This is a genomic window from Streptomyces harbinensis, assembly GCF_900116145.1.
GTDB lineage: Bacteria > Actinomycetota > Actinomycetes > Streptomycetales > Streptomycetaceae > Streptomyces > Streptomyces carpaticus.
In genome coordinates this window covers 196,779-221,053 of sequence record NZ_FPAB01000002.1, presented here as the reverse complement: position 1 = coordinate 221,053, position 24,275 = coordinate 196,779, and the positions used below count along the sequence as shown (strand labels likewise).

Sequence of the window (24,275 nt, the reverse complement as noted above, 5' to 3'; positions counted from 1 at the left end):
CGTACCCGGGTGGATCAGCCGGTCAGGTCGTCCGCGTACGAGGCGACCCAGGCCAGCGGGGCGTTCCAGTTGATGGTGACCTCATTGGTCGCGTACGACTCGATGTGGTCGATGTAACACATGGCCGGGGCGCAGCCCGCCAGTTTCTCCTCGGCGATCGGGTCCTGGAGCTCCTGGTTGGGCCCGCCCGCCACACTGCCCGGCGGCGGGTGCGGCAGCGCCGGGTTCAGCTGGGCCGCCCAGAACCGGTGGTGCTGGTTCTGCGCGTACCGCTCGCCGTAGCCGGTGACGTACGACAGGTTCAGCGGGTTGGCGCCCAGCAGATAGTCGAAGCCGCGCAGCACCGCGTCCCGGTACCGGTCGTCCCCGCTCAGATCGTGCGCGGTGCCGAGCACCACCATGTTGTTGAGGATCTGGCTGTTGGAGCCCCACACATAGCCGGAGTCGGCCGGGAAGGGCACCCCGTACGCGGACGCGGCGGAATCCGCCACGAACCCGTCCGCCGCTTCGAGCACCTGCGCGCGCAGCGCGTCGCGTTCGGCGGCCGGCAGCGCGCTCGGCACGGTGGCCAGGCTGAGCGCGCCCAGACCGGCCGTCGACTGCCACGACAGTCCGCCGGGCGGGAACACCGCCTCGGTGTCGCCGTGCAGTTCGGAGCCGAGCAGCGCCTGCCGGTAGCCGTCCTCGCCGGTGGTGAGGAAGAGTTCGGCCGCCGCCCAGTAGAACTCGTCGCGCACGTCGTCGTCGGAGTAGGCGCCACCGCCCTGGCCGTCGTCCGGGGAGGCGTACCGCTCGGGGTTGGCGACGGCCGCGTCCCAGGCCGTCTCGGCCGCCGTCGCGCAGCGCTGTGCGAACTCCGCGTCGTACGGGGTGTACAGCCGGGCGCACTGGGCGGCGGCAGCGGCCAGGTTGAGGGTGGCGGCGGTGGACGGCGGAGCCAGTTCACGCGGCTGCGGGTCCTGGTCGGGGCGCAGCGGCAGGCCGGTCCACTGCCGGTCGTGCAGCTTGTGGTGCGCCATCCCGGCCAGCGGCTCGCCCGCCGGCACCTGCATCCGCAGCAGGAACTCCAGCTGCCAGCGCGCCTCGTCCAGGATGTCCGGAACGCCGTTGCCCTGCTCGGGGATGGCCAGGGAGCCGTCGCCCAGCGCGTCGCCGTCGGCGCCCTCGGCGGTCAGGGTGCGCTCGTAGGAGGAGAGCAGCTGGGCCACCGAGATGCCGCCGTTGACGACGTACTTGCCGTGGTCACCCGCGTCGTACCAGCCGCCGTGCGCGTCCAGCCGGTAGTCGCACTGGCCGGGGCGGCAGGGGACGTCGTAATCGCCCTGGTTGGCGCCCTCGTTGAGGTGTCCGGCCGGGCGTGCGTACTGGGCCCCGACGTACTGCGCCTCGATCTCGATGCCGCTGCGGTTGTGGTAAAAGTACGCCAGCGCGTCGGTGCGCAGCGAGGAGTAGAGGTCGTCGCCGATGGCGAACGGCTCGCTCACCTCGCCGTCGACGGCCACCGTGTAGCCCTCGCCCTCGGTGGCGAACTCCCCGAGGTCGAAGGTGTGCACGTGCTGGGCGGAGCTGTCGTCCACGCCGGCCGGGGTGGTGCTGCCGGTGGCCAGCTCCGTGCCGTCCGCGCCGCGCAGGGACCAGGTCAGGGGTGTGGTGCTGTCGCTGACCACGGTGCCCTGCTTGGGGCCCTCGGTGAGATAGCCGACCTGGTTGACCCGCACCGGCGAGCCGGTGTCCGGCTCGTACACGGGTGGTTCGGCGCCGCCGCGCAGTGAGACGTTCTCCAGGCAGAAGGTGTACGGGTCGGCGTAGCCGCCGATCTGGAAGGCCAGCTGGGCGGCGGTGTAGTCGGCCCCGGCGGTGAAGATGTGGCTGATCGGCTCGGGGTCCGGTCCGGTGCCGATGGGGTCGACGGCGGCCAGTTCGGTGGTCCAGGGCTCCTCGGCCAGCTGCACATTGGTGCGGATGGTGACCGGGGCGGAGGCGGTGGCGGTGTAGCTCAGGGTGTAGCTCTCGCCCTCGGCCAGCGGGAGGCCGTCCTGGCCGACGATGGCGTCCCAGGCGTTGATCGTGCCGCCGGGGACTTCGGCGCACAGCCGGCCGTCGACGATGGCGGCGGGGCTGTCTTCGGTCCACCACCAGGGGTCGGTGCCGTCGGCGAAGTCGCCGTTGACGATGAGTTCGGGGGCTTCTTCGTCGGTTCCGGCGGTGGCCGTCGAGGTGAAGGCCACCAGGGACCCGGCGAGCAGGGCGGTGACGGCGGTCACGGCGCCGGCGGCGGGCAGCCGGCGTCTGCGGTGGCGACCGGGAGGTGCTGAGGACACGGCTCTTGTCCTTCCACGGATCGGTGTGGGGGCATGGGAGCGCCTTGGGAGCGCTCCCATCCGCATCGTGGAGGCGTACCGCCGTCCCGTCAAGAAGCCGGACGCCGGCCGTGCCGTGGCCGGTTACGCGCCGGGCGCCGCCGCCGGGGCCGGGAACGGCGGCAGTTCGGCGCGCAGGTGGCGCAGGGCGCCGTCGGGGACGGGGTAGGGGCGCTCGGCGGGCAGCAGGCGGCGGGCCGCGTCCGGGTCGCCGGCCCGCAGGTGGCTGTGGACGGTGTGCGCGAGGCCGGTGACGTCGGTGATGGAGACGGTCCACTCGTCCGCGTAGCGGCGCGCGGCCTCGCCGGTGAGGCCGAGTTGCAGGGAGCGGTGGGGCAGCGGCTCGAGGTGCAGGTCGCGTTCGGGGTCCCACTGGACCCGGGCCGGTGCCTCCCGCAGCCGGCGGCGCCAGGTGGCGTGGTCGGGGTGGAGGCCGGAGGCGTAGTGGGACAGGCAGGCGTGCGCGAGGGCCCATTCGAAGCCCTCGCGGGTGATCTCGACGGCGAGGACCGTCTCCTGGTTCTCCTTGGTGCCCCAGCCGCAGCGGTACATCATCCACAGGAAGGACGGTTTGATCCACGTCATCCGGTCCCGTTTCCAGGTGGCCGGGAAGCGGCCCTCCCGGGCGGCGGGCAGGCCGATCGCCGGGGCGTAGGCCTGGTAGACGGTGACCGTGGTGGCGGTGTGCAGGGCGCGGATCTCGTACCGGGGTGTTGTCACCCGCCCAGCCTCGGACAACCGGGCCGCTCCGCGCCAGCCGATAAAGCCGGTCACGGGCGGCCGGGGCCGGTCCGGGGCGCGTACCGCCGGTACGCGCCCCGGACCGGTCGGGTGTCAGGAGACGATGTCCTTGGTGCGGAAGCCCCGGAACGCGAGCGCGAACAGCACCAGCGCGAAGGACACGGACACCGAGGCACCCTTGAGCATCCCGGTCCACTCCACCTGGGGCTGGAGGGCGTCCAGCCAGGCGAACGCCCAGTGGGCGGGGAGGAATTCGCGCCAGTCGCCGAGTGCGGTGATGGCGTCCAGGATGTTGCCGACGATGGTGAGGCCGATGGCGCCGCCGACCGCGCCGAGCGGGGCGTCGGTGACGGTGGAGAGCCAGAACGCCAGGGCGGCGGTGACCAGTTGGCTGACGAAGAGGTAGCCGGTGATGAGCGCGATCCGGCCGAGCGCGTCGGCCTCGCCGATGCTGCCGCCGGTGGGCAGCTGGAGCGGGCCCCAGCCGTAGGCGGCGGTGCCGACGCCCAGGGCGATCACCGGCAGCAGGATCATGGCGGCGGCGCTGAAGGCCAGGGCCACGGTCAGCTTGCTGATCAGCAGCCGGGTGCGGGGCACGGGTGCGGCCAGCAGATAGCGCAGTGAGGACCAGCCGGCCTCGGAGGCGACGGTGTCGCCGCAGAACAGCGCGACCGGCACCACCAGCAGGAAGCCGGCCGACAGGAAGAGGCAGGTGACGGCGAAGTTCGGCCCGGAGAGCGTCGCCACGTCCATCATGCCGGAGGTGGAGCGGTCGCCGCGTCCGCCGCCGACCGCGAAGGCGACGGCCACCACGAACGGCAGCGCGATGAGGACGCCGGCCACCACCTGGGTGCGGCGGCGGCGCAGCTGGCGGGCGGCCTCGACCCGCAGCGGGAGGGTGCGGTGCGGCCGGTAGCCGGGGGCCAGGGTCTCGGTCGGGGCACTCATGCCGCGCCTCCGATCAGGGTGAGGAAGGCGTCTTCCAGACGCCGGTGCGGGGCGATGGCGGCGACGGGGACTTCGAGCCGGACCAGTTCGGGCAGCAGGTCGGCGGGGGTGGTGCCGGCCAGCTGGATCAGCAGGCCCTCGTCGTCGGTGGGCGCGCGGCGGACGGCGGTGACGCCGGGCAGGCCGGCGATCCGCTCGATCAGCTCGTCGGGGACGGGACGGGCCAGGGTGGCCAGCAGGGTGTCACCGGTGCCGGCGATCTCCGCGACGGGGCCGGCCTGGAGCAGCCGGCCGCGGTCCATGACGACCAGGTGCGTACAGGTCTGCTCGACCTCCGCCAGCAGGTGGCTGGAGACGATGACGGTGCGGCCCTGGGCCGCGTACCGGATCATGACCTCGCGCATCTCGCGGATCTGCGGCGGGTCCAGGCCGTTGGTGGGCTCGTCGAGGATCAGCAGGTCGGGCAGGCCGAGCATGGCCTGGGCGATGGCGAGGCGCTGCCGCATGCCCTGCGAGTAGGTGCGCACCGCGCGGGCGAGGGCGTCGCCGAGGCCGGCGATCTCCAGGGCCTCGTCCAGGTGCGCGTCGGCGGCGGGGCGGCCGGTGGCGCGCCAGTACAGCTCCAGGTTGGCGCGGCCGGACAGGTGCGGGAGGAAGCCGGCGCCCTCGACGAAGGCGCCGACCCGGGAGAGGACGGGGGCGCCGGGGGTGATGCGCTGTCCGAAGACCCGGATCTCGCCGGCGTCGGGGGTGATGAGCCCCATCAGCATGCGCAGGGTGGTGGTCTTGCCGGCGCCGTTGGGGCCGAGCAGTCCGAGGACCTGGCCGCGTTCGACGGAGAAGCCGAGGTCGCGGACGGCGTAGCGGTCGACGGAGCCGGCGTAGCGCTTGGTGAGGCCGGTGATGTGCAGGGGGACGGCGGGGTCGGCCGGCGGGCCGCCGTGCGGGCCGGGGTCCTGGGCGGGCACCGGGGCCGTGCCGGTGGACCGGGCCCGTGGGTCCTGTGGGTCCTGCGGATCCGGTGCGGGCGTGCGGCGGGTGGGGCGGTGGCGGCCGGTCAGCAGGAGGAGGGCCGCGAGGGCCGCGGCGGCCACCGGCAGGGCCCAGGTCCACCAGGGCAGGGAGGCCGGGAGCTGGGTGGCCTGCGGGGCGGTGGGGACGGTCAGGGCCGCGTCGTCGTCCGCCAGGGTCACGGTGTGGGTGGCGGGTTCGGGCGGGGAGGCGTAGCCGAGGTCCGTGGTGGAGACCACCAGGCGCATGCGGTGGCCGGCCTCGAAGGGGTAGTCGATGGCGGGCAGCGGCAGCTCGGCCGTGGTGCCCTCGCCGTCCGTGCCGGTGACCCGGACCGGGGTGACCAGTTGGGCGGGCAGCGACTGGCTGCTGCCGTCCGGGGAGACGTCGTACACCTTGAGGAAGAGCACCGCCTCCGGCGCGTCGGAGGCGATGTGCAGCCGGAGGGCCGGGGAGCCGGTGACGCGGACGGTCTCCGCCAGCGGGGCGCTGTCGAAGCTCGCGAACTGGCCGGGGAAGTCGAGGGCCAGGCCCATGCCCAGGGTGGAGAGGCCGCTGAGCGAGCCGAGGCCGGGGACGGCGGAGATCGAGGGCGGAGTGCCGCCGGCCGGGTTGGCGATGTCCTGGGCGGAGCCGGTGAGCCCGATCTTCCGCGGGTCGCCGGCGAGGCCGGGGTACGCGGCGGCCTCGGCGCCGCGCAGCAGGGTGTCGCCGTTGGTGGTGTCGATGCCGGAGATGCGGGTGACGCGGAAGGCCGGGCCGGTGTCCGCGGCCGGGTCGTCCTTGAGGTAGCGGTCGAACCAGCGGGTGACGCGTTCCTCGATCCGGTGGTCCTCGGAGATGCCGCCGTCGTGGCCGGACCAGGTCCAGTCGACGGCGACGGGGGCGCCGTTGGCCTCGATGGCGGTGGCCATGGCGTCGGCGTGGTCCAGCGGGAAGAGGGAGTCGTGCTGGCCCTGGACGATCAGGGCGGGGACGTCGATGCGGTCGGCGACGGCGGCGGGGCTGCGGGCGGTGAGGAGCGCGGTGGCCTCCTCGTCGGGGGCGCCGTTGACCGCGACCCGTTCGTACATGGCGCACAGTTCGGGGGAGAAATTGGCGCATCCCTCCCCCGTGGTGAAGAAGATCCCGGCCCACAGCTTCTTGAAGACGCCGTCGGGGAAGAGGGCGTCGGCGAGGTTCCAGTAGGTGATGCGCGGTGCGACGGCGTCGACCCGGTCGTCGTGGCCGGCGGCCAGCAGGGCGATGGCGCCGCCGTAGGAGGCGCCGCTCATGCCGACCCGGGGGTCGCCCTCGGCGTCCAGCAGGACCTCGGGCTGCTCGGCCAGCCAGTCGATGAGGCGGCTGACGTCGGCGACCTCGCGTTCGGGGTCGTTGAGGCCGACCCGCCCGCCGGAGGCGCCGAAGCCGCGTGCCGACCAGGTGAGGACGGCGTATCCGTCGCGGGCGAGGGTTTCGGCCTGGGCGCGCAGGTCGTCCTTGCTGCCGCCGAAGCCGTGGCCGAGCAGGACGGCCGGGCGGCGGGTGCCGGGGTCGCCGGCGGTGAAGTAGGAGGTGTCGATGGCGACGGGTTCGCCGTCGTCGGCCGGCATCTCGGCCATCCGGTCCTGGCGGTGGACCTCGGGTGGGCTGTCGCCCGCGGCGACGGTCCAGGTGGCGCCGCCGGCGAGGACGACGGCCAGGGCCGCCGCACCGGCGAGCAGCCGCCCGCGCCTCCGTGGCCTGCGAGGGGTCATGGGGTCGGGTTCCTTCCGCCGGAGGGCACACCACGCTAACCGATCACCCGGAGGGACCCCGTCCGCCCCCTGCTGGTTGATCGTCTGGGTGATACTCGTGGAGCGAACAGCGACAATCCGGGCAAATCCAGGGAGGCCAGCCATGGGCCAGGGTGTACACGTCACGGATCTGCCCGGGGTCGGCAAGCGGTACGACATCGATCTGGAACGCGAGGACGAGCGGGTCTCGGTCGTGATCCGCTCCAGCGGGGTCCGCGATCTGTACGTCTTCACCTCCCACTCGGCCGACCCGACCGCCGTGCTGGAGCTGACGGAGGAGCAGGCCCGCAAGGTGGGCGCGGTGCTGTCGGCGACGTTCTTCGAAGCGTGAGGGGGCGGCGGTCGGGTGCCGGAAGCTGATCTGCTCGGTCTGGGCGCCGCCGTCCTCATCGCGGGCCTGCTGGCGCGGCTGGCCCGCCGGTACGGGCTGCCGTCGGTGCCGTGCTACATGCTGGTGGGCATCGCGCTGGGCCCCGGCACCCCGGGGCCGGTGCTGATCGGGCATCCGGCCGAGCTGGCGGTGATCGCGGCGCTCGGCCTGGTGCTGCTGCTGTTCCACCTGGGCGTGGAGTTCCCGGTGGACGAGGTGCTGGGCGGCGGGCGGCGGCTGGTGGTGGCGGCGAGCTGCTACATCGGGCTGAACATGACGGCCGGGCTGCTGTTCGGCTTCGCGCTGGGCTGGGGCGCCTCCTCGGCGCTGGTCGTCGCCGGGGCGCTGGGCATCTCCTCGTCCGCCATCGTCACCAAGCTGCTGATCGAGCTGCACCGGCTGACCAACGCCGAGACGCCGGTGATCCTGGGCATCATCGTGCTGGAGGACCTGTTCCTCGCCTTCTATCTGGCGCTCCTCTCCCCCGTGCTGTCGGCCGGCGACACCACCGGCGAGATCGTCCGCGACATCGCGCTGAGCTTCGGCATGCTGGCCGCGCTGCTCCTGGTGGCACGGTTCGGGGCGCGGGCGGTGGGCCGGCTGCTGGACACCCGCGAGGACGAGGTGCTGGCCGTGGTCACCATCGGTCTGGTGGTCCTGGTGGCGGGCACGGCGCAGGAGGCGGGTGTCTCGGACGCCATCGGGGCGCTGCTGACCGGTCTGGTGGTCGCCAGGACGCGGCTGCGGGAGCGGGTGGAGCGGCTGGTGACCCCGCTGCGGGACGTGTTCGCGGCGGTGTTCTTCGTGGCGTTCGGGCTGAGCATCGACACCGGCCACCTGGGGGCGGTGGTGGTGCCGGTGGCGCTGGCGGTGGCCGTGACCGTGGTGGCCAATCTGAGCGCGGGGATCATCACCGCCCGGCTCTTCGGCTTCAACCAGCGCGGGGCCGCCAACATCGGGCTGACGGTGCTGGGGAGGGGCGAGTTCTCGCTGATCCTGGCGACGCTGGCGCTGTCGGCGGGCCTGGACGCCCGGATCGGCCCGTTCGTGGCGCTGTACGTGCTGGTGCTTGCGGTGCTCTCGCCGCTGCTCGCCGCGCACTCCCGCCATCTGGCGCGGGTGATGCCGGACTGGCTGCTGCGCCGGGACTGGACCTATGTCCGGGAGGAGACCATCAGTACCTCGTGCACGCATCTGGATCAGGTCCGGGTGACCGAGACGGACGCCGAGGAGTGCCCGGAGTGCGTGGCGAGCGGCAGCGACTGGGTGGCGCTGCGGCTCTGCACCAGCTGCGGTTTCGTGGGGTGCTGCGACGACTCCCCGCACCGGCATGCCAGCGAGCACGCGGCGAGGACCCGGCATCCGATCATCCAGTCGGCGCAGCCGGGCGAGGACTGGAAGTGGTGCTTCGTCGACGAGACGCTGGTGCGGGCTCCGCTGGGCACCAAGCGCTGACGAAGCGCGGGTCAAGCTTTCCCCAAACCATTTACATGTAGCAAGCAACTTGTCGTACGGTCGAATCCGTGACCGAGACCCCCGCACGCGATCGAACCGACCCCGCCGCTCCGTACGCGGAGCTGGGCCGCCAGCTGTGGGCCGTGGGGGCGATCAACCGCGAGATGGGGCGGTCCCTGCCGCACGACTGCCCGCCCGCCACGCTCGGACTGATCTCCGTGCTGTCCCGCAAGGGGGAGCAGCGGATGGGCGGGCTCGCCGAGCTGCTGGGCGTGGACATCTCGGTCGCCAGCCGGTACGCCACGCACGCGGTGGAGCGCGGCTGGGTGGAGCGGACGCCCGACCCGGCCGACAAGCGTTCCCGGCTGCTGCGGGTGACCGCGAGCGGCGAGGCCCTGCTGGCCGAACTGTCCCTGCGCTACACCGACGCCCTCGCCCGCTACCTCGCCGACTGGTCCGCCGCGGATGTCGGACACCTCAATGACCTGCTGTTCCGCCTGCGGACGAGCTTCGACAGCTGCCGTTCCCGCCCGGCGGAACCGGCCGACTGAACCAACCAGGGAAGAAGTACCCGACGCGTATGTCCTCACCTTCTCCAGCACCCGTGCGTCACGACGCCGCCGTCACCCGTAGCGAGGACGGCGGCGCCATGACGCACCGGGAGATCATGCGCGCACTGTCCGGGCTGCTGCTCGGCATGTTCGCCGCCATCCTCTCCTCCACCATCGTCACCAACGCGCTGCCGCACATCATCGCCGACCTCGGCGGCGGCCAGAGCGCGTACACCTGGGTCATCACCGCGACGCTGCTGGCCATGACGGCCTCCATGCCGCTGTGGGGCAAGCTCGCCGACCTCTTCAACAAGAAGCTGCTGATCCAGCTGGCGCTCCTCATCTACATCGCCGGGTCGCTGATCGCCGGCCTGTCGCAGAACTCGGCGACGCTGATCGCCGTCCGCGTGGTGCAGGGCGTCGGCGTCGGCGGCCTCGCCGCGCTGGCGCAGATCATCATGGCGGCCATGACCAGCCCCCGGGAGCGCGGCCGGTACGGCGGCTACTTCGGCGCCACCTTCGCCGCCGCCACCGTCTCCGGGCCGCTGATCGGCGGGGTCATCACCGACACCCCGGGGCTCGGCTGGCGCTGGTGCTTCTACATCGGGGTGCCGATCGCGGCCATCGCCCTGGTCGTGCTCCAGCGCACCCTGAAGCTGCCGGTGACGCGCCGCGCGGTGCGCATCGACTGGCTGGGCGCGCTGCTGCTCTCCGGCGCGGTGTCCCTGCTGCTGATCTGGGTCACGCTGGCCGGCGACTCCTACGCCTGGGCCTCCTGGCAGACGGCCGCGATGACCGGCGGCGCGGTGCTGCTGGCGCTGCTGTTCGTGCTGGTGGAGTCGCGGGCCGCCGACCCGATCATGCCGCTGCGGCTGTTCCGGGACCGGACGATCACGCTGTCCTCGCTGACCTCGCTGTTCGTCGGCATCGCGATGTTCAGCGGCACGGTGTTCTTCAGCCAGTACTTCCAGCTGGCGCGCGGCGAGTCCGCCACCATGTCGGGCATCATGACCATCCCGATGATCCTGGGGATCTCCATCTCCTCCACCGTCTCGGGCCGGATCATCTCGCGCACCGGCCAGTGGAAGAACTGGCTGGTCGCCGGCGGGCTGCTGATCAGCGCCGGGATGCTGCTGCTGGGCACCATCCGGTACGACACCCCGTACTGGCACGTCGCCGTGTTCATGGCGCTGCTGGGGCTCGGCATCGGGATGATGATGCAGAACCTGGTGCTCGCCACCCAGAACCAGGTGCAGCCCTCCGATCTGGGCGCGGCCAGCTCGGTGGTGAACTTCTTCCGCTCCTTCGGCGGGGCGCTGGGCGTCTCGGCGCTGGGCGCGGTGCTCGCCAACCGGGTGGGGCGGTACACGGCGGACGGGCTGGCGGCGCTCGGCGTGGACGCGGGCGACGGCGCGGTCGGCGGCGGGGGCATCCCGGACCTGGGCCAGTTGCCCGATCCGCTGCGCGCGGTGCTGGAGACGGCGTACGGGCACGGGGTCGGGGACGTGTTCCTGTTCGGCGCCCCGGCGGCGGTGCTGGCGCTGGTGATCACGCTCTTCATCAAGGAGGTCGCGCTGCGCGGCTCCCAGCACGCGCCGCAGCCCGGGGACGGCGGCACCGCCTCCTGACGGCGGTGGGCCGGGCCCGGCGGTACGGGCCCGGCCCCTGCCACCGCCGCGCCGCGCGCCGGGCCCTGGCCGGTGCGCGGCGCGGCGGCGTCCGGTCAGCCGGCCGGGCGGGCGGGGACGGCGGGAGCGGCGGACGGCTGCTCCGGCTCCGCGCCGGCCGGCCGCTCGGCGCGCGGGACCTTCCAGCCGGTGACGGCGTAGAGCAGCGAGAACGCCATCGACAGGAAGACGAAGAAGTAGAACGGCAGATAGCTGAGGGTGGACACACCCAGCACGCCGGCGACGAAGACCCCGCCGCTGGACCAGGGGAAGACCGGGTCGTTGGCGGTGCCGGAGTCCTCCAGGATGCGGGAGAGGTTCCGCGGGTCGAGTCCGAACTTGTGGTACAGCGGCAGCAGCAGGGAGCCGGACATCACCGCGGCGAAGCTGAAGGAGCCGCCGAGCGCCACCAGCGCGGGCACCAGGAAGATGCTGGTGACCATCAGCCGGCGCGGGCTGGTGATCCAGCGCAGCGCCGGGGTGATGAGGGCCAGCAGCATGCCGGAGCCGGTGAGCAGCCCGGCCATGCCGATGGCGAACAGGAACAGCGCCACCATGCTCATCATCGACAGCATGCCGCCGCCGGAGACCAGCGAGTCGACGGTGGTGACGCCGGTCTCCAGCACGAAGCCGTTGTAGAGGACGGACAGGGTGTCGCTGACGGAGGCGCCCTGGTACAGCACGGCGACCAGGCCGCCGGTCAGCGCGCCGACGAAGATCGAGGGCCAGGCCGGTTTGCGCAGCAGCAGCAGCGCCAGCACCACCAGGATCGGCAGGAACGCCGGCAGGCCCAGGTGGAAGCTGTCCTCCAGCGCGGCGGTGATGGCGTCCGCCTCGGCGGTGGAGCCCGCGCCGTGCGAGGTGGTGAAGCCGAGCACGGTGAAGATGACGAAACACAGCACGATGGTGGGGATCGTCGTCCAGGTCAGATGCCGGATGTGCCGGGTGAGGTCGGTGCCCACCAGCGCGGCGTTCAGGTTGGTGGAGTCGGAGAACGGGGACATCTTGTCGCCGAAGTAGGCGCCGCAGACGATGGCGCCGGCCGTCATGGCGACCGGATATCCCATCCCCTCCCCCACGCCCATCATCGCGACGCCGACCGTGCCGATGGTGCCCCAGGAGGTGCCGGTGGCCATCGACGCCAGGATGCACAGCAGCAGGGTGGTGGGCAGGAAGAGCTGCGGGGAGAGCACCGAGAGCCCGAGGTGGACGAGCGCGGGAATGGTGCCGGATTCCGCCCAGGCGCCGATGAGGGCACCGACCGCGACCAGAATCATGATCAGGCCGAGGATGCTGCGGATGGCGCGGAAAGCGAAATTCTCGGCGTCCTCGAAGCTGTAACCGAGACGCATCACCAGCGGAACCAGCGCGATCATGGAAATGAAGAGCAGCAGCTGAATATCCGCGTCGAATCCCAGGGATCCGATGAGAAGTATCGCGACGACAACGAGTACCGAGCCCGCCGCATAGGCGAATCCCGGTTCTTTCGCGGAGACCGCCGTCGCCGGCTCTCCGGCGGTTTGCGTACTCATAACAGGCACCACTTTCGCTTTTCCGCACCCGGGGGTGGGTTACAAACAAATTAACGGGTGGGGTGACATTGATAAACCGGTACGCTACGGGCAGCGTGGCCCCCGGCACAGTCTCAATCCGCAGCGCTTCCTCAAGGAACCTCCTATGGCACAGCCGACCCTGATGCAGTTGAGCTACTTCCTGGCGGCGGTCGGCCACGGCTCCTTCTCCGCCGCCGCCGACGCCCTGCACATCGCCCAGCCGAGCCTGTCCGAGCAGATCAGACGGCTGGAGCACACCCTGGGCGTGGTGCTGTTCACCCGCACCAACCGCCGGCTCCAGCTCACCGACGCCGGCCGCACCCTGCTCCCGCACGCCGAGCGCACCCTGGCGGACGTACGGGAGCTGAGCGAGGCCGTACGGGAGGTCCGTACGCTCTCCGGCGGCACCGTCTCCTTCGGCACCTTCAACAGCGCGCACCTGTATCTGCTCACCCCGCTCATCCGCGACTTCCACGAGCAGTTCCCCGAGGTGCAGGTCCGGGTGGTCGGCCTCAACTCCTCCGAGGTCGGCGACGCGGTGCGGGCCGGCGAGCTGGAGGCCGGTCTGGTGCAGCTGCCGATCAAGGACCACGGCCTCTCGGTGGGCCCGCCGGTGCTCACCGACACCGTCGTGTACGTCAGCGCCGACCCCGCACGGGCCCGCGGGCCGGTCGGCATCGAGGCGCTGGCCGCCGCCCCGCTGGTGCTCTCCGAGGCCCGCTGGGAGGACGAGGACCCGCTGCGCCGGGCGCTGACCGAGCGGGCGCAGCGGGCCGGGGTGACGCTGCGGCCGTACGCGGAGGTGGAGTTCCAGACGCACGCGGTGGAGCTGGCCGCACACGGGGTGGGCGACTCGCTCGTCTCCTATCTGGTGGCGCGTTCCCAGGGCTACACCCGGCGGCTGCACTGGGCGCAGCTGGATCCGCCGGTGGAGGAGCACTTCGCGTTCATCACCCGGGCCGGCGGCGCGCTCTCCCCGGCCACCCGGATGTTCATGAAGATCGCGCACAAGCACATCGCGGCGCTCCAGCGCCGTGCGAAGCGGGGTCTGGCCCAAGGCTGAACCTATCGGTAATGCTGTAAATCAAGCATTTACCGGAGACGGCGGCGGTCGTGATACTCCGCACATGGGAACCATTCACCGACAGCGGGTGTGCGTCGTCGGCGCCGGGGCCGCCGGGCTGGAGGCCCTGCGGGTGCTGCGGTCCGAGGGCTTCGAGATGGACTGCTTCGAGCGGACCGGGCGCGTGGGCGGCCACTGGCACACCGACTACGAGGCACTGCATCTGATCACCCCGCGGGACAGCTCCGGCTTCGAGGGCGCGCCGATGCCCGCCCACTATCCGCTCTTCCCCAGCCGCGACCAGGTGCGCGACTACCTGGAGGACTTCGCCGACCGCGAGGGGCTGCGCGAGCACATCACGCTCGACACCGAGATCACCGGGGTGCGCCGGGAGCCGGACGGCTCCTGGACGGTCGCCACCGCGGACGGGACGGAGCGCCGCTACGACGCGGTCGTGGTCGCCAACGGCCACCACTGGGACCCGCGGCTGCCGAAGGCCGCGGCCGATTTCGCGGGCCGTTCGCTGCACTCCAGCGAGTACCGCAACACCGGCGACATCGACGGCGAGCGGGTGCTGGTGGTCGGTTCCGGCAACTCGGGCTGCGATCTGGCGGTGGACGCCGCCAACGCCCGGCTCGTCACCGACATCTCGGTGCGGGGCGGCCATGTGTTCCAGCCCAAGACCTTCTTCGGCCGGCCGCGCAACGAGCTGCCGCTGGTCCCGAAGCTGCCCGGCTGGCTCGGCGAGCGGGTGGCCAGGGCGCTGGTACGGGTCTCGGTGGGCACCTCCGAGCGCTACCCGGGACTGCCGGCCCCGGTCACCAGGAACCTCAACGAGCAGCTGCCGGTGGTCAACGAGCTGCTGCTGTACTGGATCCAGCACGGCCGGATCGCGGTCCGCCCGGGGATCGAGGCGATCGAGGGCCGCACGGTGGTCTTCACGGACGGCACCCGCCGCAGCTACGACACGGTGCTGTGGGCCACCGGGTTCCGGGTGAGCCTGCCGTTCCTGCCGCCGGACCTCCTCACCTGGCAGGGCGGCGCCCCCTTGCGCACGGCCGGGCTGACCGTGCCGACCGGGGTGTCCGGGCTGTACTTCGTCGGCCTCGCCAGCCCGCGCGGGCCGCAGTTCCCGGTGTTCTCCGCCCAGTCCCGGCTGATCGCCCGGCTGATCGGGCTGACGGACCGGTTCGCGGGCCGGCTCGCCCGGCCGCTGCCGCAGCTGCTGGAGCACCGGTTCGGCGCGGACGACCGGATCGACATCCTGCGGCCGGTGTGGGGCGAGCAGATGCGGCAGGTGAACCGCTTCCTCGACGGCCTGGAGCGCGGTGCCGCCGCGCGGGGCATCCGATGAGCCGGGATCTGACGGCACACGACCAGTACCGATACCCGAACAGCGAGAGGGGAACGACCGTGCACGAGGTGGATGGGGAGAAGGCCGTCCTGGTGACCGGGGCCGCCAGCGGCATGGGGCAGTCGGTGGCCCGGCGGTTCGCCGAGGGCGGCTGGCAGGTGCTGGCCGTGGACCGGGACGCGGCGGCGCTCGCGCAGGGGGCGCGGGAGGTGGGCGAGTCGTTCGTCCCGCTGGCCGCCGACGTCACCGACCGGGCCGGGCTCCAGCACCAGCTGGTCGGCGCGCTGGGCAGCGCGCCGCTGCGGGCGGTGGTGAACGCGGCCGGCATCTACCCGCCCACCCGGCTGGACGACTTCACCGAGGAGCTGTACCGGCGGATCTTCGACGTGAACGTGCTCGGCACGCTCAATGTGACGGCGGTGACCACCCCGCTGCTGGCGGCGGCCGGCGGCGGCGCGGTGGTGAACTTCGCCTCGGTGGACGCTTTCGCGGTCTCGCCCGGGCAGTTGCTGTACAGCGCCTCGAAGGCGGCGGTGGTCTCGCTGACCAAGTCCCTCGCCGTCGAACTGGCGCCGGACAACATCACCGTCAACGCGGTCGCCCCCGGCTGGGTGGACACCCCGGGCAACGCGGCCACCGGCCGGATGGCGGACGTGGCGGCGGGCATACCGCTGCGGCGGGTGGCCCGTCCCGAGGAGATCGCCGACTGGGTGTGGGCGCTCGTGCACGGCGGCTATGTGACGGGCGAGTCCCTGGTGATCGCGGGCGGCAGCGTCATGCGGTGACGCCCGGCGCGGGTGGACCGGGCCCGGCAGCCGCGCTCCGGGCCCGGTGATCCGGCCGGCCCGGTCCGGCCGGCCGGGCGCGGCCGGGTCGGGTCAGGTCAGCAGGAAGTCGGCTTCTCCGTGCTTGGCGCCGCGGATGAAGGTCTCGATCTCGTGCGGGGTGTAGATGAGCGCCGGTCCCTCCGGATCGGTGGACTGGCGCAGCGCCACCCGGCCGTCGGCCAGTTTCATGGCTTCCACGCAGTTGCCGCCGTTGGTACCGCTCCAGGGCTTGCGCCAGCCCGCACTGCCGAGCTCCTTGGCGGGCATCCCGTTGTAGATGTGGGGGTGAGGAGGGGGCGTAGTACCCATGCGTCACAGCTCCTTGCGAATCTCACCGAGGATGGCCACGGTGTCCTGTACAGACGCGGCCTGCGCGCCCATGCGGTCCAGCACCTCCAGGTAGGCGATGGTGTCGGGGCGTTCATCGTGGTACACCGCACCGGTGAGGCTCTCGGTGTAGATGATGTCCGGCAGTTCCGGGATCTCGAACCGGAAGAGCTGGAAGGGCCCGAACATGCCGGGGTGGGGGCCGGCGCTGAACGGCATGATCTGGAGGGTCACGTTCGGCAGGGACGTCATCTTCAGCAGATGATCGATCTGTTCGGCCATGATGGCCGGGTCGGACAGCTCGCGCCGCAGGACGTGCTCCTCCATCACGGCCCACAGCAGGGGCGGACGGACGCGGGTGAGCAGTTCGGATCGTTCCATGCGCAGCGCGACCCGGCGGTCGAGCTCCTCCTCGCTGCCGTGCGGGAAGCCGGTGCGCAGCAGTTCGCGGGCGTAGGCCGGCGTCTGGAGGAGTCCGGGGACACAGTGCGGTTCGTAGGACCTGATGAGCCGGGCTTCGCCCTCCAGGGAGACGTAGAGGCTGAACCAGTCGGGCAGGACGTCGCGGAAGTTGTGCCACCAGCCGGGCCGGTTGGCCTCCTCGACCAGGACGAGGAAGGCGTCCGCCTCCGCGCCGCCGACCCCGTAGCGCTCCAGCAGGGCCTTGACGTACAGCGGCTTGAGGCCGACCTCGGCCTTCTCCATGCGCCGCACCGTGGTCGTGTTGACGCTCAGTGCCTTGGCGGCGTCACCGAAGGAACAGCCGGCTCGCTCACGCAGATCCCGGAGGCGCAGACCGAGGACGATCTGTCCCACGGTCGGCCCCGAGCGCGCTTCCGCCACGGTGTCTCCTCCAGCGCCCTGTGTGCCGCGCCTTGTTGTTGTACGCAATGCGACCGGTCACGGTCCTTAGGGCGTAAGTGTGCCACAGCGGTAATGGCATCGACAGAGATCGCTTCGCGTTCTGCAAATCGCAGAACTCCTCTTGCGCTCTGCTCACTTCAGCGCTCATAGTGAACACGTGACCCGGCTCACGCCGGCTACGGATCCACGGAAGGCGCTCCCGCTCGTGTTTTCATCCCCCCGCACGACGCCGCTCCCGGTCTCCCTCCCCTCGCCCGCCGCGCCCCCGGCGGACCCGCCGGGAGAGAGATTCGAGCTGCCGTCCCGTCCGGCCTCGGTCGCCGCCGCGCGCGAGCTGGTACGGCACCGGCTGACCGGCTGGGGGGTGCCGCGCGACCTGGTGGACACCGCGCGGCTGATCGTCTCCGAGCTGGTGACCAACGCCCTGCTGCACACCGCCAGCGATCGCATCGTGTGCCGCGTCGAGCGCCGGGGCCGTCAGGTGCGGATCGAGGTCGCCGACCAGGGGCCGGGGCTGGACCCCCGGGTGCCGCCCACCGGCCCCTCCGATCCGGACGCCGAGGGCGGGCGCGGACTGCTGCTGCTGGACGCGATGGCCACCCGCTGGGGCGTGATCTCTCCGCACCAGGGAGCCGGATGTACGGTCTGGGCGGAAATCGCCCCCTGATCCGGCCCCTGGGCGTTTTGCTAGTGTCCCTGGCGTCAGCGGCCCCGACCGGGGCCCCGTCCACAGCAGTCCCCGGGGAGATCCGTGTCGTACTCCATACCCCCGCCGCCGGCCCAGCCCCCCACGGTGCACCGGCGGGGCATCGGGCGACGGCTCGCGGCTCTCCCCCGGCCCGTCCTGATCAGCGCCGTGGCCTTCGTCGCGCTGGCGGCCGGCGGAGTCACCGGCTATCTGCTCATGGGCGACGGCATCGCCGAGGGCACCACCGTGCGCGGCGTGGACATCGGCGGGCTCTCCGCCGAGGAGGCCCGCGCCAAGCTGGAGGCCGAGCTGGGCGACCTGGGCACCGCCCCGCTGCGGGTCGTCATCGGCGACGACGGGAGCGACGGAGCCGGGGAGCCCGAGATCCACGAGCTGGACCCGGCCGAGGCCGGTCTGTCGCTGGACTTCGAGGCCACCGTGGCCGCGGCCGGCAACCCCTCCCTGCTGGACCGCATCCTGGGCCGGGGCGGCGGCGAGATCGAGCTGGTCGTCCACCAGGACGAGGAGGCCGGCCGCGCCGCCCTGACCGGTCTCGCGGCGGACTCCGACCGCACCGTCCGCGAGGGCGCCATCACCTTCACCGAGGGCGAGCCCGAGGTCACCACACCGCGCGCCGGGGTCGCCCTGGACGTGGAGGGCTCGCTGGGCCGGCTGCGCGAGGGCTACCCGGCCGCCCCGCCGGCGGACGGAGCGGACCCTGCGGACGCGGAGCCGGCCGCCGATCCGGTACCGCTGCCGGTCACCCGGGCCGAGCCGCTCACCGGAGAGGCCGAGATCGAGGAGGCGCTGCGCGCCTGGGCCGAGCCCGCCGTGGCGGGCCCGGTGCTGCTGACCGCCGGGGACGCCACCCTCACCATCTCCCCCACCCTCATCGGCGACCACCTCACCCTCAGCGCCGACGACACCGGCGCCCTGCTGCCCGAGTTCGACGCCGCCGCACTCAGCGCCGACGAGCGGCTGGACGACCAGCTGGCCGCCGCCGAGACGGAGCCGGTGGAGGCCGAGCTGCGGCTGGACGGCGGCCAGGTGGTGGCCGCCAGCCCCGGCAGCAACGGCAGCACGGTGGACCGGGACGCCATCGGCCCGGCCGTCGAGCCGCTGCTGTACGCCGAGGGCGAGGCCGCCCGTACCGGCACCGTCGCCACCGAGGAGGTGGAGCCGGTCATCACCCCCGCCAACTACCGGGATCTCGGCATCGTGGAGGAGATGTCCTCCTTCACCGTGGAGTTCGAGCCCGCCCCGTACCGCATCACCAACATCGGCCGGGCCGCCGAACTGATCAACGGCTCGGCGGTGGCGCCCGGCGAGGAGTGGAGCTTCAACCGCACGGTCGGCGAGCGCACCGAGGAGAACGGCTTCGTCGAGGGCATCATCATCCTCGACGACCAGTACACGAACGCGCAGGGCGGCGGCGTCTCGGCGGTGGCCACCACCATGTTCAACGCGATGTTCTTCGCCGGGGTCAAGCCGGTGGAGTACGGGGCGCACTCCTTCTACATCGAGCGCTACCCCGAGGGCCGGGAGGCCACCGTCGCCTGGGGCCACCTCGATCTGCGGTTCCTCAACGACTCGGGCCACACCATCTACATCCTGGCCTCCGCGACCGACTCCTCGGTGACCATCACCTTCCTGGGCACCAAGCGGTACGACGAGGTCCGCTCGGAGACCGGCCCGCGCACCAATGTGAAGGAGCCCGGCAGCCGGGAGGGCGCCGCGGGCGACGCGTGCGTCCCGCAGCCCCCGCTGGAGGGCTTCGACGTGGAGGTCACCCGGATCTTCGTCGACGACGGCACGGAGGCCGGCCGCGAGACGTACCGCACGACGTACGTGCCGCGCGACGAGGTGCTGTGCGAGGGCGGCGACTGACACCGCCCCCGCGCCGCCTCACACCCGCAGGGCCTGCCGCACCCGCTCCTCCGCGCCGGGCTCGCCGATGCCGGAAGAGGTGATCCGGCCGGCCTCCAGCACGCAGTAGCGGCGGGCGGCGCGCAGGGCGAAGCCCACGTGCTGCTCCACCAGCAGCACCGAAAGACCGCGCTCGCCCAGCTCGATCACGGTGCGCTGGATCTCGGCCACCACCGAGGGCTGGATGCCCTCGGTCGGCTCGTCGAGCAGCAGCAGCCGGGGGCGGGTGATCAGCGCGCGGGCGATCGCCAGTTGCTGGCGCTGGCCGCCGGAGAGCAGCCCGGCGCGCCGGGCCCCCAGCGAGCGCAGCGCCGGGAAGAGGTCCAGCGCCTCCTCCAGCGCGGCCCGGCCGTCCCGTCGGCCGTCGGCGACCAGCCGCAGATTCTCCAGGGCGGTCAGCTGCGGGAAGCTCTGCTGGCCCTGCGGCACATACGCCATGCCGCGCCGCACCCGCTGATGGGCCGGGAGCCGGGTGACGTCCTCGTCCTCGAACCACACCCGGCCGCTCCCGGCCCCGATCAGCCCGAGCGCGGCCCGCAGCAGGGTGGACTTCCCGGCGCCGTTGTGACCGAGGACGGCGGTGACCGCCTCCCCGGGGACCTCCAGGGAGACGCCGTGCAGGACGCGGCTGCGGCCGTAGCCGGCCGTGAGGTCCTCGACGCGCAGCATCACGCCTCACCTCCGGCCGGTGCGGTGAGGGCCGGTTCGCCGAGGTAGACCTCCTGGACCCGGGGGTCGGCCCGCACCTGCTCCACGGTGCCCTCGCTGAGCACCCGGCCCGCGTGCAGCACGGTGACGCTGCGGGCGAAGGACCGCAGGAAGTCCATGTCGTGCTCGATGACGACGACGGTGCGGTCGGCGGCGATCCGGTGCAGGAGTTCCCCGGTGGCCTCGCGTTCGGGGTGGCTCATGCCGGCCACCGGCTCGTCCAGGAGCAGCAGCCGGACGTCCTGGACGAGCAGCATGCCGATCTCCAGCCACTGTTTCCGGCCGTGCGCGAGGGTGCCGGCGAGCCGGTCGCGGTGCGCGGTGAGCGCGGTGGTCTCCAGGGCGGCGGCCACCGCTTCCGGGAGGTGCCGGCGGCGGCGCAGCAGGGTGGTGACGGAGCGGCCGGCGCCGGCGGCGATGTCCAGGTTCTGGAGGACGGTGAGCTGTTCGAAGACGGTGGCGGTCTGGAAGGTGCGGCCGATGCCGAGCCGGGCGATGCGGTGGACGGGGCGGCCGAGGAGTTCGCGGCCGGCGAAGCGGACCGAGCCGGTGGCCGGGGCGAGTCCGGTGACGGCGTCGACGAGGGTGGTCTTGCCGGCGCCGTTGGGGCCGATGAGGAAGCGAAGATCGCCGGGGGCGACGTCGAGGTCGACGCCGTCGACGGCGGTGAATCCGTCGAAGGTGACCCGCAGGTCCCGGACGGCGAGGGCGGCCGGATCGGCCGGGGGCGCCGGGGCCGTGGAGGCGGTGGGGGCGGTCATGCGGGGGCTCCTTCCGCCGCGGGGGTGCCGGTGGGTGGACGGGGGCGGGTCGCTCGGGTGCGGCGGCGGGTGAGGTGGTGGCGCAGGGAGGCGAGCCCGCCGGGCAGGAAGGCGATGACGGCGATGAACAGGCCGGCCTGGAAGTAGGTCCAGGCGGCCGGGAACTCCTCGGAGAGGGTGGTCTGGGCCCAGGCCACCGCGATCGCGCCGAGCGCTGCCCCGGCGAGTGAGGCCCGGCCGCCGATGGCGGCCCCGATGACGAACTGGATGGAGGGCACGATGCCGATCAGGGCCGGGGAGATGATGCCGACGGCCGGGACGAACAGGGCCCCGGCGAGGCCGGCCATGCCGGCCGAGACGGTGTAGGCGGCGAGCTTGACGAGGGCCGGGTCGTAGCCGAGGAACCGCACCCGTTCCTCGGAGTCGCGGACGGCGACGAGCAGTTCGCCGTACCGGGAGTGGAACAGCTGCCGGGTGATGAGCAGGACGGCGAGCAGCGCGGCGGCGATGACGAAGTACACCATCCGCTTGTTGAGCGGGTCGGCGAGGGCGAAGCCGAAGAAGCCCTGGAAGTTGGTGAGTCCGTTGGTGCCGCCGGTGGTGGCCTGCTGGCCGATGAGGAGGAGGGCGAAGGCGGCGGCCAGGGCCTGGCTGAGGATGGCGAAGTAGGCGCCGCGCACCCGGCGGCGGAAGACGAGGAAGCCGATGAGGGCGGCCAGCGTCATGGGCAGGACCAGGACGGCGGCGAGGGCGAACACCGGGGAGCGGAACGGCTCCCACCACCAGGGGAGTTCGCCGCCGGTGCCGTAGAGCAGCATGAAGTCGGGGAGGCCGTCGGGGCCGGCGTCGGCGAGCTTGAGGTGCATGGCCATGGCGTAGCCGCCGAGGCCGAAGAACAGCCCCTGGCCGAGGGTGAGCATGCCGCCCCGGCCCCAGGCGAGGGCGATGCCGACGGCGACGATGGCGAAGCAGAGGTAGCGGGCCAGCAGGGAGAGCCGGAAGTCGCTGAGGACGGCCGGGGCGACGGCGAACAGCGCCACGGCGGTGAGCGCGAAGCCGGCCAGCGGCAGGAGGCGGGATCGGGTCATGCCAGGCTCCGGGTGCGTACGGTGGAGATGCCCTGCGGGCGCCACTGGAGGAAGGCGACGATGGCGATCAGCACCGTGACCTTGGCGAGGGAGACGGTGGTGGAGTACTCGACGAGCGCCTGAAGCACTCCGAGGGCGAAGGCGGCGACGACGGCGCCCCTGAGCCGGCCGATGCCGCCGACCACGACGACCAGGAAGGCGTCGATGATGATGTTGGTGCCCATGGTGGGGCCGATGGGGCCGACGAGGGTGAGGGCGACGCCCGCGACGCCGGCCAGGCCCGAGCCGATGAAGAAGGTCGTGCGGTCGACGCGGGCGGTGGCGATGCCGGACGCCTCGGCGAGTTCGCGGTGCTGGACGACGGCGCGGATGCGGCGGCCGAGCGGGGTGAGCCGCAGGGTGAGGGTGAGGGCCACGACGGCGGCGACGGCCAGGGTGAGGATGAACAGCCGGGCGTGCGAGAGGGTGACCGGGTGCTCGCCGCCGAACAGGGTGATCCGGCCGGTGAGCCAGCCGGGGGTGCTGGTCTGGACGTTGGGGGCGCCGAAGATGTCCCGGGCGAGTTGCTGGAGCAGCAGCGAGACGCCCCAGGTGACCAGCAGGGTGTCCAGCGGCCGGGTGTACAGCCGCCGGATCAGGGTGCGTTCCAGGACGATGCCGAGGGTTCCGGCGACCGCGAAGGCGGCCGGGAGGGCGAGGAGCAGGGAGGTGCCGGCGTCGGTGAGGTGTTGCTGGAGGACGTAGGTGGTGTAGGCGCCGGACATGATGAATTCCCCGTGCGCCATATTGATCACCCCCATCTGCCCGAAGGTGAGGGAGAGTCCGAGGGCGATCAGCAGCAGGACGGCGCCGATGCTGATACCGGTGAAGGACTGGCCGATGAGGACGGTCATCAGGACAGGCCCTCGGCCCAGTCGTAGCCGGTGAGGTACGGGTCGGGCTCGATCGGTTCGCCGGAGGTCCAGATCTCGGAGATGGTGCCGTCGGCTTCGATCCGGCCGATGCGGTTGGTCTTGTACAGGTGCTGGGTCTCGCCGTGGACGGTGACGGTGCCCTCGGGGGCGTCGAAGGTGATGCCGTCGGCGGCGGCACGGACGTCGGCGACCTCGAAGGAGCCGGCCTGCTCCACCATTTCCTTCCACAGGTACACCGAGGTGTAGGCGGCCTCCATCGGATCGGAGGTGGGCTTGTCGGCGCCGTAGGCGGCCTGGTAGGCGGCGACGAAGTCCTCGTTGGCCGGGGAGTCGGTGGTCTGGTAGTAGTTCCAGGACGTCAGCTGGCCGGTGAGGTACTGGGTGCCGATGCCCTTGACCTCTTCCTCCGCGATGGAGACGGAGAGGACGGGCATGGTGTCGGCGGTGAGCCCGGCGGCGTCGTACTCCTTGAAGAAGGAGACGTTGCTGTCGCCGTTGAGGGTGTTGAAGACGGCGTCGGCGCCGGCCGCCTCGACCTTGTTGGCGATGGTGGCGAACTCGGTGGAGCCGAGCGGGGCGTAGTCCTCGCCGACGATCTCGATGCCGTGGGCCTGTGCGTAGGCGCTGATGATCCGGTTGGCGGTGCGCGGGAAGACGTAGTCGCTGCCGACCAGGTAGAGCGAGCTGACGCCCTGTTCGCGCAGGTAGTCCAGGGCGGGCACGATCTGCTGGTTGGTGGTGGCCCCGGTGTAGAAGATGTTGGGCGACTGTTCGAGGCCCTCGTACTGGACGGGGTAGAAGAGCAGCGAGCCGTGCTGTTCGAAGACCGGGAGGACGGCCTTGCGGCTCGCGGAGGTCCAGCACCCGAAGACGGCGGCGACCTGGTCCTGCTGGATGAGTTTGCCGGCCTTCTCGGCGAAGGTGGGCCAGTCGGAGGCGCCGTCCTCGCCGATGGGCTCGATGCGCTTGCCGAGGACACCGCCGTCCGCGTTGATCTCCTCGATGGCGAGCATGAGGGCGTCGCGCACCGTCACCTCGCTGATGGCCATGGTGCCGGAGAGCGAGTTGAGCAGACCGACCTTGATCGTGTCGCCCGAGGTGTCGATGGTCGCGGCGGCCGGGCCGTCCCCGTTCTCCTCCCCGGTGCGGGCGCCGCAGCCGCTGAGGGCGGCGGCGGTGGCCAGGGCCAGTACGCATGAGGCCAGGCGGTATCCCCGGGCTATCGGCATCGCGGTTCCTCCTCGGCCCCGGACGGGGCCTGCACGATCGGGAGTTGCCGCCGGGCCGCGCTGCCCGGCGAGGGCATGCCACAGCTTCGGCAGGG

21 protein-coding genes are annotated in these 24,275 nt (G+C 72.4%); 9 read left to right on the top strand and 12 right to left on the bottom strand.

The window, feature by feature from the left end:
• Nucleotides 1–14: 14 nt before the first annotated feature.
• The 4 genes from BM385_RS05200 to BM385_RS05185 all read right to left on the bottom strand — a co-directional run bounded on the left by BM385_RS05200 (nt 15) and on the right by BM385_RS05185 (nt 6,796).
• On the bottom strand, nt 15–2,264 hold the full coding sequence (locus BM385_RS05200) for a glycoside hydrolase family 9 protein (RefSeq protein ID WP_019436070.1): 2,250 nt from the start codon (nt 2,262–2,264) through the stop codon (nt 15–17).
• Between the two features lie 180 nt (nt 2,265–2,444).
• Nucleotides 2,445–3,080, bottom strand: coding sequence for a DUF4291 domain-containing protein (locus tag BM385_RS05195; RefSeq protein WP_093842322.1), 636 nt, complete (start codon nt 3,078–3,080; stop codon nt 2,445–2,447).
• A gap of 114 nt (nt 3,081–3,194) precedes the next feature.
• Nucleotides 3,195–4,049: an ABC transporter permease gene (locus BM385_RS05190; protein ID WP_019436072.1), complete on the bottom strand. Its 855-nt coding sequence runs from the start codon at nt 4,047–4,049 to the stop codon at nt 3,195–3,197.
• The gene (locus BM385_RS05185; protein ID WP_093842321.1) at nt 4,046–6,796 is read right to left on the bottom strand and encodes an alpha/beta fold hydrolase; all 2,751 of its coding nucleotides are present in this window, start codon (nt 6,794–6,796) and stop codon (nt 4,046–4,048) included. Before BM385_RS05185 ends, BM385_RS05190 begins: the two co-directional genes overlap by 4 nt.
• Nucleotides 6,797–6,938: 142 nt before the next feature.
• Here BM385_RS05185 and BM385_RS05180 point away from each other — a divergent pair, with 142 nt between their 5' ends.
• The 4 genes from BM385_RS05180 to BM385_RS05165 all read left to right on the top strand — a co-directional run bounded on the left by BM385_RS05180 (nt 6,939) and on the right by BM385_RS05165 (nt 10,839).
• A complete protein-coding gene (locus BM385_RS05180) occupies nt 6,939–7,166 on the top strand; it encodes a cation:proton antiporter regulatory subunit (protein ID WP_019436074.1) in 228 nt (75 codons plus the stop codon).
• A 15-nt stretch (nt 7,167–7,181) separates the two neighbouring features.
• Nucleotides 7,182–8,660: a cation:proton antiporter domain-containing protein gene (locus BM385_RS05175; protein WP_019436075.1), complete on the top strand. Its 1,479-nt coding sequence runs from the start codon at nt 7,182–7,184 to the stop codon at nt 8,658–8,660.
• A 68-nt stretch (nt 8,661–8,728) separates the two neighbouring features.
• Nucleotides 8,729–9,211, top strand: a complete 483-nt coding sequence (locus BM385_RS05170) for a MarR family winged helix-turn-helix transcriptional regulator (protein ID WP_093842320.1) — start codon at nt 8,729–8,731, stop codon at nt 9,209–9,211.
• Nucleotides 9,212–9,309: 98 nt separating this feature from the next.
• A complete protein-coding gene (locus BM385_RS05165) occupies nt 9,310–10,839 on the top strand; it encodes an MDR family MFS transporter (protein WP_093842319.1) in 1,530 nt (509 codons plus the stop codon).
• Between the two features lie 95 nt (nt 10,840–10,934).
• On the opposite strand, the gene nhaC is transcribed toward BM385_RS05165, so the two are convergent.
• Nucleotides 10,935–12,410 carry a Na+/H+ antiporter NhaC gene (gene nhaC / locus BM385_RS05160; RefSeq protein ID WP_078576457.1) on the bottom strand — a complete coding sequence of 492 codons (1,476 nt, stop codon included), beginning with the start codon at nt 12,408–12,410 and terminating at the stop codon, nt 10,935–10,937.
• Nucleotides 12,411–12,555: 145 nt separating this feature from the next.
• Between nhaC and BM385_RS05155 the strand changes: the two genes are divergently transcribed.
• The 3 genes from BM385_RS05155 to BM385_RS05145 all read left to right on the top strand — a co-directional run bounded on the left by BM385_RS05155 (nt 12,556) and on the right by BM385_RS05145 (nt 15,633).
• The gene (locus tag BM385_RS05155; protein WP_019436079.1) at nt 12,556–13,494 is read left to right on the top strand and encodes a LysR family transcriptional regulator; all 939 of its coding nucleotides are present in this window, start codon (nt 12,556–12,558) and stop codon (nt 13,492–13,494) included.
• A 64-nt stretch (nt 13,495–13,558) separates the two neighbouring features.
• The gene (locus tag BM385_RS05150; RefSeq protein ID WP_254791439.1) at nt 13,559–14,848 is read left to right on the top strand and encodes a flavin-containing monooxygenase; all 1,290 of its coding nucleotides are present in this window, start codon (nt 13,559–13,561) and stop codon (nt 14,846–14,848) included.
• Nucleotides 14,849–14,907: 59 nt separating this feature from the next.
• A complete protein-coding gene (locus BM385_RS05145) occupies nt 14,908–15,633 on the top strand; it encodes an SDR family NAD(P)-dependent oxidoreductase (RefSeq protein WP_019436081.1) in 726 nt (241 codons plus the stop codon).
• Nucleotides 15,634–15,726: 93 nt separating this feature from the next.
• On the opposite strand, the gene BM385_RS05140 is transcribed toward BM385_RS05145, so the two are convergent.
• Nucleotides 15,727–15,984, bottom strand: coding sequence for a DUF397 domain-containing protein (locus tag BM385_RS05140; protein WP_026047825.1), 258 nt, complete (start codon nt 15,982–15,984; stop codon nt 15,727–15,729).
• Between the two features lie 3 nt (nt 15,985–15,987).
• Nucleotides 15,988–16,845, bottom strand: coding sequence for a Sco1979 family transcriptional regulator (locus tag BM385_RS05135; protein WP_019436083.1), 858 nt, complete (start codon nt 16,843–16,845; stop codon nt 15,988–15,990).
• Nucleotides 16,846–17,071: 226 nt separating this feature from the next.
• Between BM385_RS05135 and BM385_RS05130 the strand changes: the two genes are divergently transcribed.
• The gene (locus BM385_RS05130; RefSeq protein WP_019436084.1) at nt 17,072–17,533 is read left to right on the top strand and encodes an ATP-binding protein; all 462 of its coding nucleotides are present in this window, start codon (nt 17,072–17,074) and stop codon (nt 17,531–17,533) included.
• 84 nt (nt 17,534–17,617) lie between these two features.
• Nucleotides 17,618–19,441, top strand: a complete 1,824-nt coding sequence (locus BM385_RS05125; protein ID WP_093842317.1) for a VanW family protein — start codon at nt 17,618–17,620, stop codon at nt 19,439–19,441.
• An 18-nt stretch (nt 19,442–19,459) separates the two neighbouring features.
• Here the strand turns inward: BM385_RS05125 and urtE are convergent, their stop codons facing one another.
• From urtE to urtA, 5 genes are read right to left on the bottom strand one after another with little or no spacing between them, the layout of a single operon-like run.
• Nucleotides 19,460–20,149: an urea ABC transporter ATP-binding subunit UrtE gene (gene urtE, locus BM385_RS05120; RefSeq protein ID WP_093842316.1), complete on the bottom strand. Its 690-nt coding sequence runs from the start codon at nt 20,147–20,149 to the stop codon at nt 19,460–19,462.
• On the bottom strand, nt 20,149–20,949 hold the full coding sequence (gene urtD / locus BM385_RS05115; RefSeq protein ID WP_093842315.1) for an urea ABC transporter ATP-binding protein UrtD: 801 nt from the start codon (nt 20,947–20,949) through the stop codon (nt 20,149–20,151). The genes urtE and urtD overlap by 1 nt, the downstream gene beginning before the upstream one ends.
• Entirely contained in the window at nt 20,946–22,037 is a 1,092-nt protein-coding gene (urtC, locus tag BM385_RS05110) for an urea ABC transporter permease subunit UrtC (protein WP_019436088.1), read from the bottom strand. Before urtC ends, urtD begins: the two co-directional genes overlap by 4 nt.
• Entirely contained in the window at nt 22,034–22,930 is an 897-nt protein-coding gene (gene urtB, locus BM385_RS05105) for an urea ABC transporter permease subunit UrtB (RefSeq protein WP_019436089.1), read from the bottom strand. Before urtB ends, urtC begins: the two co-directional genes overlap by 4 nt.
• Nucleotides 22,930–24,180, bottom strand: coding sequence for an urea ABC transporter substrate-binding protein (gene urtA, locus BM385_RS05100; protein WP_019436090.1), 1,251 nt, complete (start codon nt 24,178–24,180; stop codon nt 22,930–22,932). Before urtA ends, urtB begins: the two co-directional genes overlap by 1 nt.
• Nucleotides 24,181–24,275 lie beyond the last annotated feature (95 nt).